Consider the following 13,587-nt stretch of genomic DNA (forward strand, 5'->3'; position numbering starts at 1 on the left):
TTCGGCCGTAGGCGTCACGGCCACGGACGGCGTGTGCGCGGAACCACTGCTCCCGGAAGGCGAGACAGCATGATCGGCACAGGAAGAAACCCAGGCGCACGGCGTCGGTTGACCCGCGTGGGCGCCCTGCTCGGCGCCGCGGCCCTGGCCACCGCGGGCGGTGCGTTCCCCGCGGCGGCGGCCTCGAACGGCCACAAGCCCTCGGGCGGCACGCACACGTCGACGCCGATCAAGCACGTGGTCGTGATCTACGACGAGAACATCTCGTTCGACCACTACTTCGCCACCTACCCGCAGGCCGCGAACACCGACGGCACCACGTTCAAGGCCGCGGCGCACACGCCGAAGGCCGACAACCTGCTCACCGCCGGGCTGCTGAAGAAGAACCCGAACCTCTACACCCCGACCCGGCTGAGCAGTTCGCAGGTGATGACCTGCGACCAGAACCACTCCTACGGCCCCGAGCAGTACGCGGCCGACGGCGGCAAGGCCGACAAGTACGTCGAGAACACCGAGGTCAACAAGTGCACCGGCCTCTTCGGTGAGCCCGGCCTGGTGATGGACTACTACGACGGCAACACCGTGACGGGCCTGTGGAACTACGCCCAGCGGTACGCCCTCAACGACCACTCCTTCAGCTCGGTCTACGGCCCCTCGACGCCCGGCGCCCTGAACCTGGTCTCCGGTCAGACGCACGGCGTCATATCCGTCGACCCGGCCTCCGGCACCGAGAACCCGAAGCAGACGTCGACGCCGGACCCGTACGCGGTGGTCTCCCCGAACGCCAAGGGCGTCGGCACGGTCATCAACGACCCCGACCCGGCCTTCGACGACTGCTCGGACAAGGACCACTCCTCGACCAGCGCGCTCGCGGTGATGCAGGGCAAGAACATCGGTGACCTGCTCAACTCCAAGGGCGTGAGCTGGGGTTGGTTCCAGGGCGGCTTCCGGCCCAGCACCGCGTGGGACGGCAAGAGCGGTGACTACGCGAAGTGCGGCGGCACCACCCACACCAACGTGGGCGGCGCGGCCTCCGAGGACTACAGTCCGCACCACTCGCCGTTCCAGTACTACAAGTCGACGTCCAACCCGCACCACCTGGCCCCGCAGTCCGTCGCCGAGATCGGGCACAACGGCCGCGCGAACCACAACTACGACCTGACCGACTTCGACGCCGCCCTGAAGGCCAACAACCTTCCCGCGGTGAGCTTCCTGAAGGCGGCCGAGTACCAGGACGGGCACGCGGGCTACTCCGACCCGGCCGACGAGCAGAACTTCCTGATCAAGGAGATCAACGCCCTTCAGCGGTCGCCCGAGTGGAAGTCGACAGCGGTCGTGCTCGCCTACGACGACTCCGACGGCTGGTACGACCACGTCTCCTCGAAGGTGCTGAACGGCTCCACGGACTCCACCGTCGGCTCCAACGGCAAGGCCGTCGACAGCCCCGCCTGCCAGTCCGGCCCGGCCGCCAAGAGCGGCTACGCGGACCGCTGCGGACCGGGCACCCGGCAGCCCCTGCTGGTCGTCTCGCCGTACAGCAAGGTCAACAAGATCGACCACACCGCCACCGAGCAGGCGTCGATCACGCAGTTCATCGAGGACAACTGGCGCACGGGCCGGATCGGTGACGCGTCCTTCGACAAGAGGGCGGGCAGCCTCGCCGGCATGTTCGACTTCAAGCACCCGAACGACAAGCAGGTGCTGCTGAACGCGAACGGTTCCGTGAAGTCGGTGAAGCGGATCCCGCACTACTCCCAGACGTCGTCGACGGCCACCAAGGCCCCGTACCCGGCGTACGTCCAGGACCTGAAGGCGCAGAACGTCGCCGCCAGCACCGACTCCTCCACGGCCCTGCCGGTCGCGATCGGCGCGGGCCTGCTCACGGCGGTGGGAGCGACCACGGCGTTCGCCGTGTACCGCCGCAGGACGCGGACCGCGTCCCTGTAAGTCAGGGCGAACCGGGGCCGGTTGCCCCGTGCCGAGGGCGGTGAGGACGATCTCCTCGCCGCCCTCCGGCGTGTCGGCGGCGGCCTGATCGCCCCGGTTCCACGCGGCGGCGCCTGCCCCTACACTGGCAGCCCACGAGGTACCGGGTGACCTGCGAGAACAGGTCGGTCGAGCCGACCCGCCGGAGTGAGGAGCGACCCCCCTTGTTCTACTACCTCCTGAAATACGTCGTTCTGGGTCCTTTGCTCAGGCTGGTCTTCCGGCCCCGGATCGAGGGCCTCGACCACATACCGGAGACGGGCCCGGCGATCGTCGCCGGCAACCACCTGTCGTTCTCGGACCACTTCCTGATGCCGGCGGTCCTCAAGCGCCGGATCACCTTCCTCGCCAAGGCCGAGTACTTCACCGGCCCGGGGGTCAGAGGCCGCCTCACCGCGACCTTCTTCCGCAGCGCGGGCCAGATCCCGGTCGACCGCTCCGGCAAGGACGCGGGCCAGGCCGCGATCCGCGAGGGCCTCGGCGTCCTGAGCAAGGGCGAGCTGCTCGGCATCTACCCGGAGGGCACCCGCTCCCACGACGGCCGCCTCTACAAGGGCAAGGTCGGCGTGGCGGTGATGGCCCTGCAGGCCCAGGTACCCGTCATCCCCTGCGCGATGATCGGCACCTTCGAGGCCCAGCCGCCCGGCAAGGTCATCCCCAACATCCACCCGGTGACGATCCGCTTCGGCAAGCCTCTCGACTTCTCCCGCTACGAGGGCATGGAGAACGAGAAGGCGATCCTGCGTGCCATCACCGACGAGATCATGTACGCCATCCTCAAGCTCTCCGAGCAGGAGTACGTCGACCAGTACGCGGCGGTCGCGAAGGCGGAGCAGGCGGCTGCGGCGAAGGAACGCAAGTTCCCGCGCCTGCCGCTGAGTTGAGGGCGATCGAGCTGACGTGAGCGAGGGGCGACCGGTGGAGAACCGGCCGCCCCTCGTCACGTACGACTACTACAGCTACCGCTACCGCTACCGGTTACGGCACCGGCGTCGCGTGCGGGGTGCACGTCACGTCGGCGGCGTCGAGCTTGCCGGTCAACAGGTAGGTGTCCACACGGGAGTTGATGCACGGGTTGACCAGGCCGGTCACACCGTGGGAGCCCGCGTCCTTCTCGGTGATCAGGCGGGAGCCCTTGAAGCGCTTGTGCAGGTCGACGGCGCCCGGGTACGGCGTGGCGGCGTCACGCGTGGACTGCACGATGAGGACCGGCGGCAGGCCCTTGCCGGTCCTGACCTCGACCGGGGACTGCTGCTTGACGGGCCAGGTGGCGCACGGCAGGTTCATCCAGGCGTTGGCCCACGTCATGAACGGGTACTGCTTGTTGAGCTCCGTGTTGTCCTTGTCCCACTTCTTCCAGCTGGTGGGCCACTTGGCGTCGGTGCACTCGACGGCCGTGTAGACGGCGTTGCCGTTCTCCGAGGTGATGTTGCCCGCGGTGTCCGACAGGTCGGGCGAGGCCGCGTCGATCAGCGCCTGGGTGTCTCCGGCGAAGTACTTGCTGAAGACGGTGGCGACCGGCACCCACGAGGAGTCGTAGTACGGGGCGCTCTGGAAGAAGCCGATCAGCTCGGCCGGGCCGACGACCCCGCCGAGGGGGCTCTTCTTCGCGGTGGCGCGCAGTTCCAGCCACTTCGCCTGGACGGCGGCGCGCGTGGTGCCGAGGTGGAAGGCCGCGTCGTTCTTCGCGACCCAGTCCTCCCAGTCCTTCCAGCGGCCCTCGAAGGCGACGTCCTGGCCCAGGTTGGCCTCGTACCAGATGTTGTCGCGCGCCGGGTCGACGACACTGTCGACGATCATCCGGCGGACGTGGCTCGGGAACAGCGTGCCGTAGACGGCGCCGAGGTAGGTGCCGTAGGAGACGCCGAGGTAGTTGAGCTTCTTCTCGCCGAGGGCGGCGCGGATGACGTCGAGGTCGCGCGCGGTGTTCGGCGTGGTCATCTGCGCGAGCATGGTGCGGCCGGTGCGCGCGGCGCAGCCGTCGGCGTACTCACGGGCCAGCTTGCGCTGCGCGGTCTTGTCGGCCTCGGTGTCCGGTACCGGGTCCGCCTTGGGCGCCTTCACGAACTCCTGCGGGTCGACGCAGGAGATGGGCGCCGAGTGGCCGACACCGCGCGGGTCGAAGCCCACGAAGTCGTACGCCTTGGACGTGTTGACCCACAGCGGGTTCTTGGTGGTGACACGGCGCGGGAAGCGCATTCCGGAGCCGCCCGGACCGCCGGGGTTGTAGACGAGCGCGCCCTGGCGCTCCTCCTTCGTGCCCGTGCTGCCGATGCGGTCGACGGCAAGCTTGATCGTCTTGCCGTTGGGCTTCGTGTAGTCGATCGGCACGGTGACCCAGCCGCACTGGATCGGCTTCTCGAAACCCCAGTCGGCGGGGCAGTCCTGCCAGTTGATCCCGGCCTTGGCGGCGCGGGCGGCGGCGATCGCGGCACCGTGGGCTGCCGCACGGTCCTGCCCGTGACCTGCCGCCTGGTTGGTCTGCGCGTTCGCCGTGGGTGCCACGACGGCGCCGGCTATCAGTGCCGCCGCCGCGAATCCGGCCGAACCGAACGCCATTACCCGGCTCTTCGGTCTGATGTGCCTCAAGTGGGCCCCTCCCCGTTCATAGTCGCGAAATGGTCTCGGAGGATCCTCGCGGCTGTGAGCCACCTGAGAACAGAGGCAGTTGACCTTCTTTACCAATCCGATAAGCGGAAACCCGCGTACCGCTCAGCGGATACTCACCCGAGCGACGCCAACGCCTCGTCCAGCACCCTCCGCAACCGCAGCCCGTCCGCCGCGACAGCCGTCACCAACGCGGCGGGACCGGCGAGCGGCACGAGGGCCGCGTACTCCCCCAGCATGCGCGCCGCGACCGGCTCCTGGGTGAACTCCGGCCGTACGACGAGGAGTTGCCCCACCGCGCGATGTCCCGCGAGGACGGCGGGCCCGTCCCAGCCGCCCGGCGCTCCGGGCCCGCACGCCAACTCCTGGTCCAGCACGGTCCGTCCGGCGATCCGCAGCGTCAGCCGGCTGGTGAGCCGTCCGGGTTCCTCACCGGCCCGCCCGAGCACCTGCTCCTCGCGCAGCACGAGCCGCGCGGAGGCGGCGAGGTCGACGCGGGTGGTGACGTGCAGGTCGCTCCCGCGCACGGAGATCAACTGCTCCGGCAGCCAGTGCAGTTCACCGTCCTCGGCAACGTCGATCCGCACGTCGTACCGCGACTCCCCCTTCGTCTGCCCGGGCAGCGCGATGGTCGCGGCGGCCGAACCGACCCGCAGCCGGGCCCCGCGCTCCACATCCGCCTCCACGGCGAAGTGATCCCCGCCGAGCGGCCCGCTCATGGCCCCGACGAGCATGACCCGCGCCTCGGTTCCGCTCGCCCGGGTCCGCCGTAGCGCGAGCGGCCCGTCCCCCTCCAGCACGGGCAGCGCGGTACCGCCCCGCCCGTCCTCCCGGGCGACGATCCGAGCGGTGGCCCGGACCCCGCTCACGATCACGCCACCCACGCGGCGAGTTGCGCACGCACCCAGGCGGCGACGTCGGCTACCCCTGCCTCGGTCCGCAACGACTGGAAGACGACGGGCAGTTCGGCCCGCTGGGCTTTGGCGTCGGCGGCCATCCGCCCCAGATCGGAACCGACGTACGGCGCGAGGTCGGTCTTGTTGACGACCAACAGATCGGCGGTGGTGACCCCGGGCCCGCCCTTGCGCGGGATGTCGTCCCCGCCGGCGACGTCGATCACGAAGATCTGCGCGTCGACGAGTCCCTTGGAGAAGGTCGCGGTGAGGTTGTCCCCACCGGACTCCACCAGGATCAGATCCAACGGCCCGACCTCGTCCTCCAGATCCTCGACCGCTTCGAGATTCGCGGAGATGTCGTCCCGGATCGCCGTGTGCGGGCAGGCCCCCGTCTCCACGGCGCTGATCCGCTCGGGCGGCAACACGGCCTCCCTGAGCAGGAATTCGGCGTCCTCGCGGGTGTAGATGTCGTTGGTGACGACGGCGAGGGACAGTTCGTCGCGCAGGGCCCGGCAGAGCGCGGCGACGGTAGCGGTCTTGCCCGAGCCGACGGGCCCGCCGAGCCCGATACGCAGGGCCCTGCGACTACCGTCGGGGCGGCGAGCGTCGGCGCTGACGGCGGCGGGGCCGTCGTGGGTGTGGTCGAGGTGCATGAGTGCGGCTCCTTACGTGTTTCTACGGTGCTTACGGCCCCGGTTTCTACTGTGCTGACGGCCCCGGCACCTTTCATCCAGGTCGGCACCATCCAGCGCCGGCACCTTTCCATCCGGGCCGGCACCATCCAGCTCCGACACCCTTTCCATCCGGGCCGGCACCATCCAGCTCCGACACCCTTTCCATCGGGGCCGACACCATCCAGCCCGTCCGGCGTTTGAGGACGAGGCCCCTTCAGGGCCGATCGGGGGGCTGGGGGCGGAGCCCCCAGCAACGGCGCGCAGTCCCTCCGTCACGACGCGAACAACCGCACAGCCCAAGCGGCATGCGCCTCCGCCCCGATCTCCAGCAACGGCGCGGACGCACACGGCAACACGTCGACCCCCTCGTCGAGAACACGCCGGGCCACCTCCGCCGCCCGGTCGGCGACCAGGTCCAACTCCGGCGCCAACCGGGCCAGTACAGCCGTAGCGTCGAACGGATCGAGACTCAGCAACCGCACCGTCGCGGACGCCGCCCCACTCACGCTCTCGTAGACCGCGCAGTAAGCCGCGTCCTCGGGCCCCAGCCCAGCCGCCCGAGCCACCAGCCCCAACACCACCGGCTGATGCGCCCCCTTGGGGAACTCCCGCGCGAGGGCGTCCAGTTCGGCCGACGGCCAGGTCGCCCGCGCGGCCCGCATCAACTGCCGCCCGAGTTTCCGCCCGGCCACCCGCAACGCGGGCGAGGGCGTCCGCGCATCCGCGGCGGCGTCCAACTCCACCGGATCGACACCGAGTACGGCAGCGGCGGCGAGGGCGGCCGACACGAGCCCGGCCGTATGCAACCGCCCCCGGCAGAAGTCGCCGAGGCTCGCCGCCCCGGTGATCCGCCCGGCCTTGACCGCCGCCTCCGCCCCGCCGGAGTGCGCGTGCCCTCCGGCGGGAAAGCGCCCGTCGGCGAGAACGAGCAGCGCCGCCCTGCTCATGAGACCCACCTCATCGGAACCCCCTCATCAGAAGAGGAAGTACCGCTGGGCCATGGGCAGTTCGGCCGCCGGAGTCGCCTCGACCAGCTCCCCGTCGATGTGCACGGCGAAGCTGTCGGGGTCGACCTGGACGCGTGGCCGGGCGTCGTTCTCCCGCATGTCGGCCTTGGTGACCCCGCGCGTGGACTCGATGGCGACGAACTTCTTGCCGAGGTCGAGCCGCTCGGGCAGCCCGTCCTCGATCGCCAACTGCGCGACGAAGTTGAAGGAGTTGGCGGCCGGCGCCCGTCCGATCGCCCCGAACATCGGGCGGGGCAGGATCGGCTGCGGGGTCGGGATGGACGCGTTGGCGTCGCCCATCTGCGCGTACGCGATCTGTCCGCCCTTGATCACGAGGTGCGGCTTGACACCGAAGAACGCCGGTTGCCACAGCACGAGGTCGGCGAGCTTGCCGGTCTCGACGGAGCCGACCTCGCGAGCGAGGCCCTGCGCGAGGGCGGGGTTGATCGTGTACTTGGCGACATAGCGCCGTACGCGATGGTTGTCCGCGCGCCCGTCGCCCGGCAGTGCGCCCCGCCGCCGCTTCATCACGTGCGCCGTCTGCCAGGTCCGCAGGATCACCTCGCCCACGCGCCCCATCGCCTGCGCGTCGGAGGAGATGATCGAGATGGCGCCGAGGTCGTGGAGGATGTCCTCCGCGCCGATCGTGGACGGGCGGATGCGGGACTCGGCGAAGGCCAGGTCCTCGGGGACCGCCGGGTTGAGGTGGTGGCAGACCATCAGCATGTCGAGGTGTTCCTCGGCGGTGTTGACGGTGTAGGGCCGGGTCGGGTTGGTGGAGCTGGGCAGCACGTGCGGCTCGGAGACCACGGTCATGATGTCGGGCGCGTGCCCGCCGCCCGCACCCTCGGTGTGGTACGCGTGGATGCCGCGTCCGGCGATCGCGGCGAGGGTGTCGCCGACGAACCCGGCCTCGTTCAACGTGTCGGTGTGGATGGCGACTTGGACGCCCGTGCGGTCGGCGACGGTGAGCGAGGCGTCGATGACGGCCGGGGTCGAGCCCCAGTCCTCGTGCAGCTTCAGGCCGAGCGCGCCGCCGCGGATCTGGGACATCATCGCCTCGTGCGAGACGGTGTTGCCCTTGCCGAGGAAGCCGATGTTGAGCGGGTACTGCTCCATCGCCGCCATCATCCGGGCCAGATGCCAGGGGCCGGGCGTCACGGTGGTCGCCTTGGAGCCCTCGGCCGGTCCGGTGCCGCCGCCGACCAGCGTGGTGACCCCGGCGGAGAGCGCCTCGTCGGCGATCTGCGGACAGATGAAGTGGACGTGCGCGTCCACGGCGCCGGCCGTGAGGATGCGTCCGTTCCCGGCGATGACCTCGGTCTCGGGGCCGATCACCAGGTCGGGGTGGATGCCGTCCATGGTGTCGGGGTTGCCGGCCTTGCCGATGCCGGTGATCCGGCCGTCGCGGATGCCGACGTCGGCCTTGACGATGCCCCAGTGGTCGACGATGACGGCGCCGGTGATGACGGTGTCGGGGGTGCCGTCCGCGCGCGTGGCACGCGCCTGGCCCATGGACTCGCGGATGACCTTGCCGCCGCCGAACACGGCCTCGTCACCGGCGAGTCCGGGACCGCCGGAGCGGTCCTCCTCGATCTCGATCAGCAGATCGGTGTCGGCGAGCCGGATACGGTCGCCGGTGGTCGGCCCGAAGAGGTCCGCGTACGCGGCACGGGAGATCTCAGGCATCGAGGGCACCTCCGGTCTCCCCGCGCAGTCCGGGCACGACACGGGCGCCGACCAGCGGGACGAGTTCGACGTCGACGGGAATCCCCGGCTCGAAGCGCACGGCCGTGCCGGCGGCGACATTGAGCCGCTTGCCGCGGGCCGCGGCGCGGTCGAACGCGAGGCCGGGGTTGGCCTCGGCGAAGTGGTAGTGGGAGCCGACCTGGACGGGCCGGTCGGCGGCGTTGAGGACGGTCATCCGTGTGACCTCGCGGCCCGCGTTGTAGACGATCGGGTCGTCCGCGAACAGGAACTCTCCGGGAATCATGGCGTCGCTCCCCTTCGTCAGACGATCGGGTCGTGGACGGTGACGAGCTTGGTGCCGTCCGGGAAGGTCGCCTCGACCTGCACGTCGTGGATCATCTCGGGGATGCCCTCCATGACGTCGTCCCTGGTGAGCAGCTTGCGCCCGGAGGACATCAGCTCGGCGACGGTACGGCCGTCCCGGGCGCCTTCGAGGATGTGCGACGTGATGAGGGCGATCGCCTCGGGGTGGTTCAGCCTCAGACCACGGGCCCGGCGCTTCTCGGCCACGTCGGCCGCCACATGGATCAGCAGCCTCTCTTGCTCGTGCGGGGTCAGTTGCACGCTCCCACCTCACAGTCCTCGCTCCGGACCGTGCGGGGTCCGGCTGCCGCAGCCCCCGGTCAAAGTGCCTGGTGGCGTGGATCGGCAGGCTAGTTGGACCGGGTTTCAAGCAAGTTAACCGAGCTGTGATCAGGGCAATCACATCTACGCCCGTAGAGCGGTCCCCCACTACGCGGGATTGACCCCCCGGTGTTCGGCCGCGATACCGAACCGCTGGTGTTCGCGGGGAGCGGACGCGACCTCACGCACGACGGAGACGGCACTGATCACCCGCTCCTCGCCGGACCGGTCCAGTTCGTCCAGTCGCTCCAGGTCGGCGGCGGAGACAAGGGCGACAAGCGGCTTCCCGTGCCGCGTCACGACGACGCGCTCACCGCCGTACACCACCCGGTTGATCAGGTCGGCGAGCTCAGCCCTGGCTTGCGTCACCGGAATCTCGTAGGCCATGGGCCCATCATACGTTCCATACGTCCTGTACATTTTGTACAGAGCAAGCCAGAGTAGAGCCAGTCAGCGAGGGGCTACGCCAATGACCCGACCGTCCGCCCGCCATGTCCTGCCCGAGTTCACCGAGCGCACCAGCGCCGGGCACCGGACCCTCGATCCGTACGCGAAGCTGCTGGAGGAGCGGATCGTGTTCCTCGGGACGCCGATCGACGACATCTCGGCGAACGATGTGATGGCCCAGTTCATGCACCTCGAGTACCAGGCGCCGGACCGGGACATCTCGCTGTACATCAACTCGCCCGGCGGATCGTTCACCGCGATGTCGGCGATCTACGACACGCTCCGGTTCGTCAGTTGCGACGTGGAGACGGTCTGTCTGGGCCAGGCCGGCTCGTCCGCGGCGGTGCTGCTGGCGGCGGGCACACCGGGCAAGCGGTCCGCGCTGCCGGGTGCGCGGGTGGTGATCCACCAGCCCGCGTTCACCGAGCCGGTCCAGGGTCAGGCGAGTGATCTCGTCATCCAGGCACAGGAGTTGGCGCGCTCACGGGCCCAACTGGAGGAAATACTCGCCCTGCACACGGGCCGGACGGTGGAGCAGGTGAGCGCGGACATCGAGCGGGACCGGATCATGAACGCCCAACAGGCCCTGGAATACGGGCTGGTGGACCGGATCGTGTCCACCCGCAAGTCCTCGCTGACCGAGCCGGGCGGGGAGTGAGCCGACGATGCTGCCGCCGGAACTTCCGCCGCTGCCCGCACTGACGCGCGCCGAGGGCGAGTTGATCGACCGTTACCTGGATGTGGCCGATCTGCTGGGCCGTATCAACCCGGCGCACCACGGGGACACGTACCGTGGACTGCGGGCCGCCCAGGCGCTGGTGGCCAAGGCCACGCAGTTGCGGGACGCGCTGGCGCTGATGCACCAGCGGGGCGAGACCGAGTTGCACGCCCCCACGCTGGCGCGTGCGCTGCGCGTACTGGACGGGGAGCGCCGCACGGCGCGCGTCACCATCCCCGCGCCCTCCGACAGTTGAGAGGCGCACGGCCGTCCGGGGCGGGGATGAAACGGGCCGAACGACGTACCGCCGATCGACGTAGTCGCCGCTCCGTCGGTACCGCCGTCCGGGTCACGCAGCACGCGTAGCCCGGGGGCCGGGAGAGGTGTTCCCGTGCTGGTCCGAGCGTCGCACCCCCTCGGCACTCCTTCGAACACCGATATGTTCAGCCGAACGGGTGAGTGGTGAGTAACCCCACAAATCCCCGATTCCGTTGGGCTTTTCGGACATTCATAGGTGAAGATCCCTGTCTGACGACAAGACCCCGCCGCAGCGGCGGGGCGATCCGGGCGGACGCCGAGCCCTACCGCCGCCGGGATGACAGGTCGACAGGATTGCATCGGTAGGAGTGGAGGACCCAGGCACGACGGGTCGCCGGGACGGTCACGCCATGACCGGGTCGAGCAGCCCTTGGGGTGAAGCCGCGAGTGTGCGGCCGGGCAACTTTGTCAGCCCGAATCCGACAGGTCATCCTTCACAGGCGGCTGACGAAGGGTTGCGCATGACTGCGCTCAATCGTGTCCCGTCGCTGATGGTCCGAGCCGGTACGGCCTCGGCCTTCGCCATCGCCGCCGTTGGCGGTTCCGTCGTGATACCGGGCGTCGCATCCGACGCCGCGGCCGCGACACCCGCGACGAAGGCACTCCAGGTCGCGGCGTCCAAGAAGGGCGCCCCGTACAGGTACGGGGCCACCGGACCGGGCCGCTTCGACTGCTCCGGGCTCACGCTGTACTCGTACAAGAAGGCAGGCAAGAAGCTGCCCCGTACGGCCGCCCAGCAGTACAACAAGACCCACCACATCTCGGCCGGTAGCCGCAAGGCCGGGGACCTCGTCTTCTTCCACTCGGGCTCCAGCGTCTACCACGTCGGCATCTACGCCGGCGGGGGAAAGATCTGGCACGCCCCGAAGACCGGGGACGTGGTGCGGTTGCAGAAGATCTGGACCAAGAGCGTCTGGTACGGCCGGGTCAGCTGACCCGTGCTGAAACTCCCGAGGGGGTGGCGGTCTCCTGACGGACCGCCACCCCCTCGGGTGTCCAGAGGCCTTCGCCATGTCTCTCTACGGCTCCTGCTGACCCGCAGCGGTCACCGGCCGGGCCGGTACCGTCCAGGGCACCTCGATGGAGACCGTCTTGCCGCCCTCCCGGGTGGCCCTGACCTTGAGTTTGCCGCCGCACTCCGCGGTCAGCCAGCGGATGATGACCATGCCGCGGCCGTTGTCCTGCTGGACCGCCGCGGGCAGGCGTTTGGGGAAGCGCGGGTGGCTGTCGGTGACCCCGATGCGCAGCTGCTCGTCACGCTCCAGCTCGATGTCCACCGTGAAGGTGGGTGACTGCCCGAAGGTGTGCTGTACGGCGTTGGTGGCCAGTTCGGAGACGATGAGACGGATGGTGTCGGCGGCCTCCGTGTCCGTCGGCAGTCCCCATTCCGCGAGGGTCCCGACCACGTAGGAGCGGGCGGTGGAGACCGAGGCGGGATCGCTCGGCAGAGTGACGGATGCTTCCAGATGGTCTGCCATGGCGCGGTCGTCCCTTTCCCGCGGGACCGGTGTCCGACACGGAGCGGATGGTTCGAGTACGGTCCCGGACTGGTGCTTCTTCGCCAGACTGCCATTACCGCGTCGCCAACGGTGCCGATCCACCAAGATATGCATATATCTGTCGCTCGAAGCGGTGAACTCTGCGAACCCGGACTCTATTTGGGCGACTCGGAAGGAGTAAGGAGAAACCCATGCAGTACGGTCCCGCGGTGCGCCGCCGGAAACTGGGTGCCGAACTGCGCGCGCTGCGCGCGGGAGTGGGGCTCACCAGCGGTGAGGCGGCCCGGCTGGTCGGCTGGCACCAGTCGAAGGTGAGCCGGATCGAGACCGGCGCGAGTGGCGTGAAAGCGCCCGACGTCCGGTTACTTCTGGACGCCTATCAGGTCGGCGACGCACAACTCCGCGACATGCTGCTGGTGTTGGCGGGTTCCGACGACGGCGGCGGCCGGCACCACTGGTGGCACGCCTACCGCGGTGTACTGCCGCCCGCCTACCGGGACTTCATCAGCCTGGAGTCACAGGCCAGCACCATCCGCACGCTGGAGACGTCGGTGGTCCCCGGGCTGTTGCAGACGCCCGAGTACGCGCGGGCGGTGACCCGGGCCGCCGTGGGAGGGCTCGACAACGACGGGCCCGAGCGGCTCGACGCGCTGGTGCAGGTGCGGCTGGCCCGGCAGGACGTGCTGCGGATGGACCCGCCGCTGGCACTGAGCGTGGTCCTCGACGAGGCGGTGTTGCGCCGGGAGGTCGGCGGGCCGGGTGTGATGGCACGTCAGCTGGAGCGGCTCGTGGAGGCGGCCCACCTGCCCCAAGTGAGGCTTCAGGTCTTGCCGTTCGCCGCAGGAGCGCACATCGGTATCACCGGACCTTTCGTTATCTTCTCCTTTCCGAGCACTTCTGATCTGGACGTGGTTGTTCTCGACCACTTGACGAGTAGCCTCTACCTCGAACGGAAAGAAGACCTAGAGGCCTACAGCGAGGCCTTCAACACCCTTCAGTTCCACGCCCTTTCGACCGAGGATTCGTTGGATTACATCGCCGGGATAGGTGACGGCGCGTAAG

General features: G+C 69.4%; 15 protein-coding genes and 1 riboswitch. Of the genes, 6 read left to right on the forward strand and 9 right to left on the reverse strand.

Going from position 1 to position 13,587, the window contains the following annotated elements; all coding sequences use genetic code 11:
- Positions 1-69 precede the first annotated feature (69 nt).
- Both ACIQBL_RS20430 and ACIQBL_RS20435 read left to right on the forward strand, forming a co-directional pair.
- Positions 70-1,947 (forward strand): phospholipase C, encoded by a 1,878-nt coding sequence (locus ACIQBL_RS20430; RefSeq protein ID WP_401943726.1) that lies wholly within the window; start codon positions 70-72, stop codon positions 1,945-1,947.
- A gap of 203 nt (positions 1,948-2,150) precedes the next feature.
- The gene (locus ACIQBL_RS20435) at positions 2,151-2,870 is read left to right on the forward strand and encodes a lysophospholipid acyltransferase family protein (RefSeq protein WP_401943729.1); all 720 of its coding nucleotides are present in this window, start codon (positions 2,151-2,153) and stop codon (positions 2,868-2,870) included.
- A 94-nt stretch (positions 2,871-2,964) separates the two neighbouring features.
- On the opposite strand, the gene ACIQBL_RS20440 is transcribed toward ACIQBL_RS20435, so the two are convergent.
- From ACIQBL_RS20440 to ACIQBL_RS20475, 8 genes are all read right to left on the reverse strand, one after another.
- Complete coding sequence (locus tag ACIQBL_RS20440) at positions 2,965-4,545, reverse strand: alpha/beta hydrolase (RefSeq protein WP_401943731.1); 1,581 nt, start codon at positions 4,543-4,545, stop codon at positions 2,965-2,967.
- Between the two features lie 164 nt (positions 4,546-4,709).
- Positions 4,710-5,477, reverse strand: a complete 768-nt coding sequence (locus ACIQBL_RS20445) for an urease accessory protein UreD (protein WP_401943734.1) — start codon at positions 5,475-5,477, stop codon at positions 4,710-4,712.
- Positions 5,465-6,142 carry an urease accessory protein UreG gene (ureG, locus tag ACIQBL_RS20450; RefSeq protein WP_401943737.1) on the reverse strand — a complete coding sequence of 226 codons (678 nt, stop codon included), beginning with the start codon at positions 6,140-6,142 and terminating at the stop codon, positions 5,465-5,467. Before ureG ends, ACIQBL_RS20445 begins: the two co-directional genes overlap by 13 nt.
- Positions 6,143-6,435: 293 nt before the next feature.
- A complete protein-coding gene (locus ACIQBL_RS20455) occupies positions 6,436-7,110 on the reverse strand; it encodes an urease accessory protein UreF (protein WP_401943740.1) in 675 nt (224 codons plus the stop codon).
- Between the two features lie 27 nt (positions 7,111-7,137).
- Positions 7,138-8,859 carry an urease subunit alpha gene (locus tag ACIQBL_RS20460; protein WP_401943743.1) on the reverse strand — a complete coding sequence of 574 codons (1,722 nt, stop codon included), beginning with the start codon at positions 8,857-8,859 and terminating at the stop codon, positions 7,138-7,140.
- The gene (locus ACIQBL_RS20465) at positions 8,852-9,163 is read right to left on the reverse strand and encodes an urease subunit beta (RefSeq protein ID WP_401943746.1); all 312 of its coding nucleotides are present in this window, start codon (positions 9,161-9,163) and stop codon (positions 8,852-8,854) included. Before ACIQBL_RS20465 ends, ACIQBL_RS20460 begins: the two co-directional genes overlap by 8 nt.
- Before the next feature lie 17 nt (positions 9,164-9,180).
- Positions 9,181-9,483: an urease subunit gamma gene (locus ACIQBL_RS20470; protein ID WP_356136359.1), complete on the reverse strand. Its 303-nt coding sequence runs from the start codon at positions 9,481-9,483 to the stop codon at positions 9,181-9,183.
- 168 nt (positions 9,484-9,651) lie between these two features.
- Entirely contained in the window at positions 9,652-9,930 is a 279-nt protein-coding gene (locus ACIQBL_RS20475; RefSeq protein WP_401943750.1) for a type II toxin-antitoxin system Phd/YefM family antitoxin, read from the reverse strand.
- 82 nt (positions 9,931-10,012) lie between these two features.
- Here ACIQBL_RS20475 and ACIQBL_RS20480 point away from each other — a divergent pair, with 82 nt between their 5' ends.
- From ACIQBL_RS20480 to ACIQBL_RS20490, 3 genes are all read left to right on the forward strand, one after another.
- Positions 10,013-10,648 carry an ATP-dependent Clp protease proteolytic subunit gene (locus tag ACIQBL_RS20480; RefSeq protein ID WP_401943753.1) on the forward strand — a complete coding sequence of 212 codons (636 nt, stop codon included), beginning with the start codon at positions 10,013-10,015 and terminating at the stop codon, positions 10,646-10,648.
- Positions 10,649-10,655: 7 nt separating this feature from the next.
- Positions 10,656-10,964: a hypothetical protein gene (locus ACIQBL_RS20485; protein WP_401943756.1), complete on the forward strand. Its 309-nt coding sequence runs from the start codon at positions 10,656-10,658 to the stop codon at positions 10,962-10,964.
- 338 nt (positions 10,965-11,302) lie between these two features.
- Positions 11,303-11,485, forward strand: a riboswitch (cyclic di-AMP (ydaO/yuaA leader).
- Between the two features lie 2 nt (positions 11,486-11,487).
- The gene (locus ACIQBL_RS20490; RefSeq protein ID WP_200716611.1) at positions 11,488-11,961 is read left to right on the forward strand and encodes a C40 family peptidase; all 474 of its coding nucleotides are present in this window, start codon (positions 11,488-11,490) and stop codon (positions 11,959-11,961) included.
- Between the two features lie 84 nt (positions 11,962-12,045).
- Here the strand turns inward: ACIQBL_RS20490 and ACIQBL_RS20495 are convergent, their stop codons facing one another.
- A complete protein-coding gene (locus tag ACIQBL_RS20495) occupies positions 12,046-12,504 on the reverse strand; it encodes an ATP-binding protein (protein WP_401943758.1) in 459 nt (152 codons plus the stop codon).
- Positions 12,505-12,716: 212 nt separating this feature from the next.
- Here ACIQBL_RS20495 and ACIQBL_RS20500 point away from each other — a divergent pair, with 212 nt between their 5' ends.
- Positions 12,717-13,586, forward strand: coding sequence for a helix-turn-helix domain-containing protein (locus tag ACIQBL_RS20500; protein WP_401943760.1), 870 nt, complete (start codon positions 12,717-12,719; stop codon positions 13,584-13,586).
- Position 13,587 lies beyond the last annotated feature (1 nt).

Source organism: Streptomyces sp. NPDC088350, assembly GCF_044753545.1.
Lineage (GTDB): Bacteria > Actinomycetota > Actinomycetes > Streptomycetales > Streptomycetaceae > Streptomyces.

Bases quoted from the DNA above. Each gene is read 5' to 3' on its own strand.
- ACIQBL_RS20460 (WP_401943743.1), bottom strand. From the start codon at position 8,859: ATGCCTGAGATCTCCCGTGCCGCGTACGCGGACCTCTTCGGGCCGACC.
- ACIQBL_RS20475 (WP_401943750.1), bottom strand. From the start codon at position 9,930: ATGGCCTACGAGATTCCGGTGACGCAAGCCAGGGCTGAGCTCGCCGAC.
- ACIQBL_RS20480 (WP_401943753.1), top strand. From the start codon at position 10,013: ATGACCCGACCGTCCGCCCGCCATGTCCTGCCCGAGTTCACCGAGCGC.
- ACIQBL_RS20490 (WP_200716611.1), top strand. From the start codon at position 11,488: ATGACTGCGCTCAATCGTGTCCCGTCGCTGATGGTCCGAGCCGGTACG.
- ACIQBL_RS20485 (WP_401943756.1), top strand. From the start codon at position 10,656: ATGCTGCCGCCGGAACTTCCGCCGCTGCCCGCACTGACGCGCGCCGAG.
- ACIQBL_RS20465 (WP_401943746.1), bottom strand. From the start codon at position 9,163: ATGATTCCCGGAGAGTTCCTGTTCGCGGACGACCCGATCGTCTACAAC.
- ACIQBL_RS20440 (WP_401943731.1), bottom strand. From the start codon at position 4,545: ATGGCGTTCGGTTCGGCCGGATTCGCGGCGGCGGCACTGATAGCCGGC.
- ACIQBL_RS20455 (WP_401943740.1), bottom strand. From the start codon at position 7,110: ATGAGCAGGGCGGCGCTGCTCGTTCTCGCCGACGGGCGCTTTCCCGCC.
- ureG (WP_401943737.1), bottom strand. From the start codon at position 6,142: ATGCACCTCGACCACACCCACGACGGCCCCGCCGCCGTCAGCGCCGAC.
- ACIQBL_RS20500 (WP_401943760.1), top strand. From the start codon at position 12,717: ATGCAGTACGGTCCCGCGGTGCGCCGCCGGAAACTGGGTGCCGAACTG.
- ACIQBL_RS20495 (WP_401943758.1), bottom strand. From the start codon at position 12,504: ATGGCAGACCATCTGGAAGCATCCGTCACTCTGCCGAGCGATCCCGCC.
- ACIQBL_RS20430 (WP_401943726.1), top strand. From the start codon at position 70: ATGATCGGCACAGGAAGAAACCCAGGCGCACGGCGTCGGTTGACCCGC.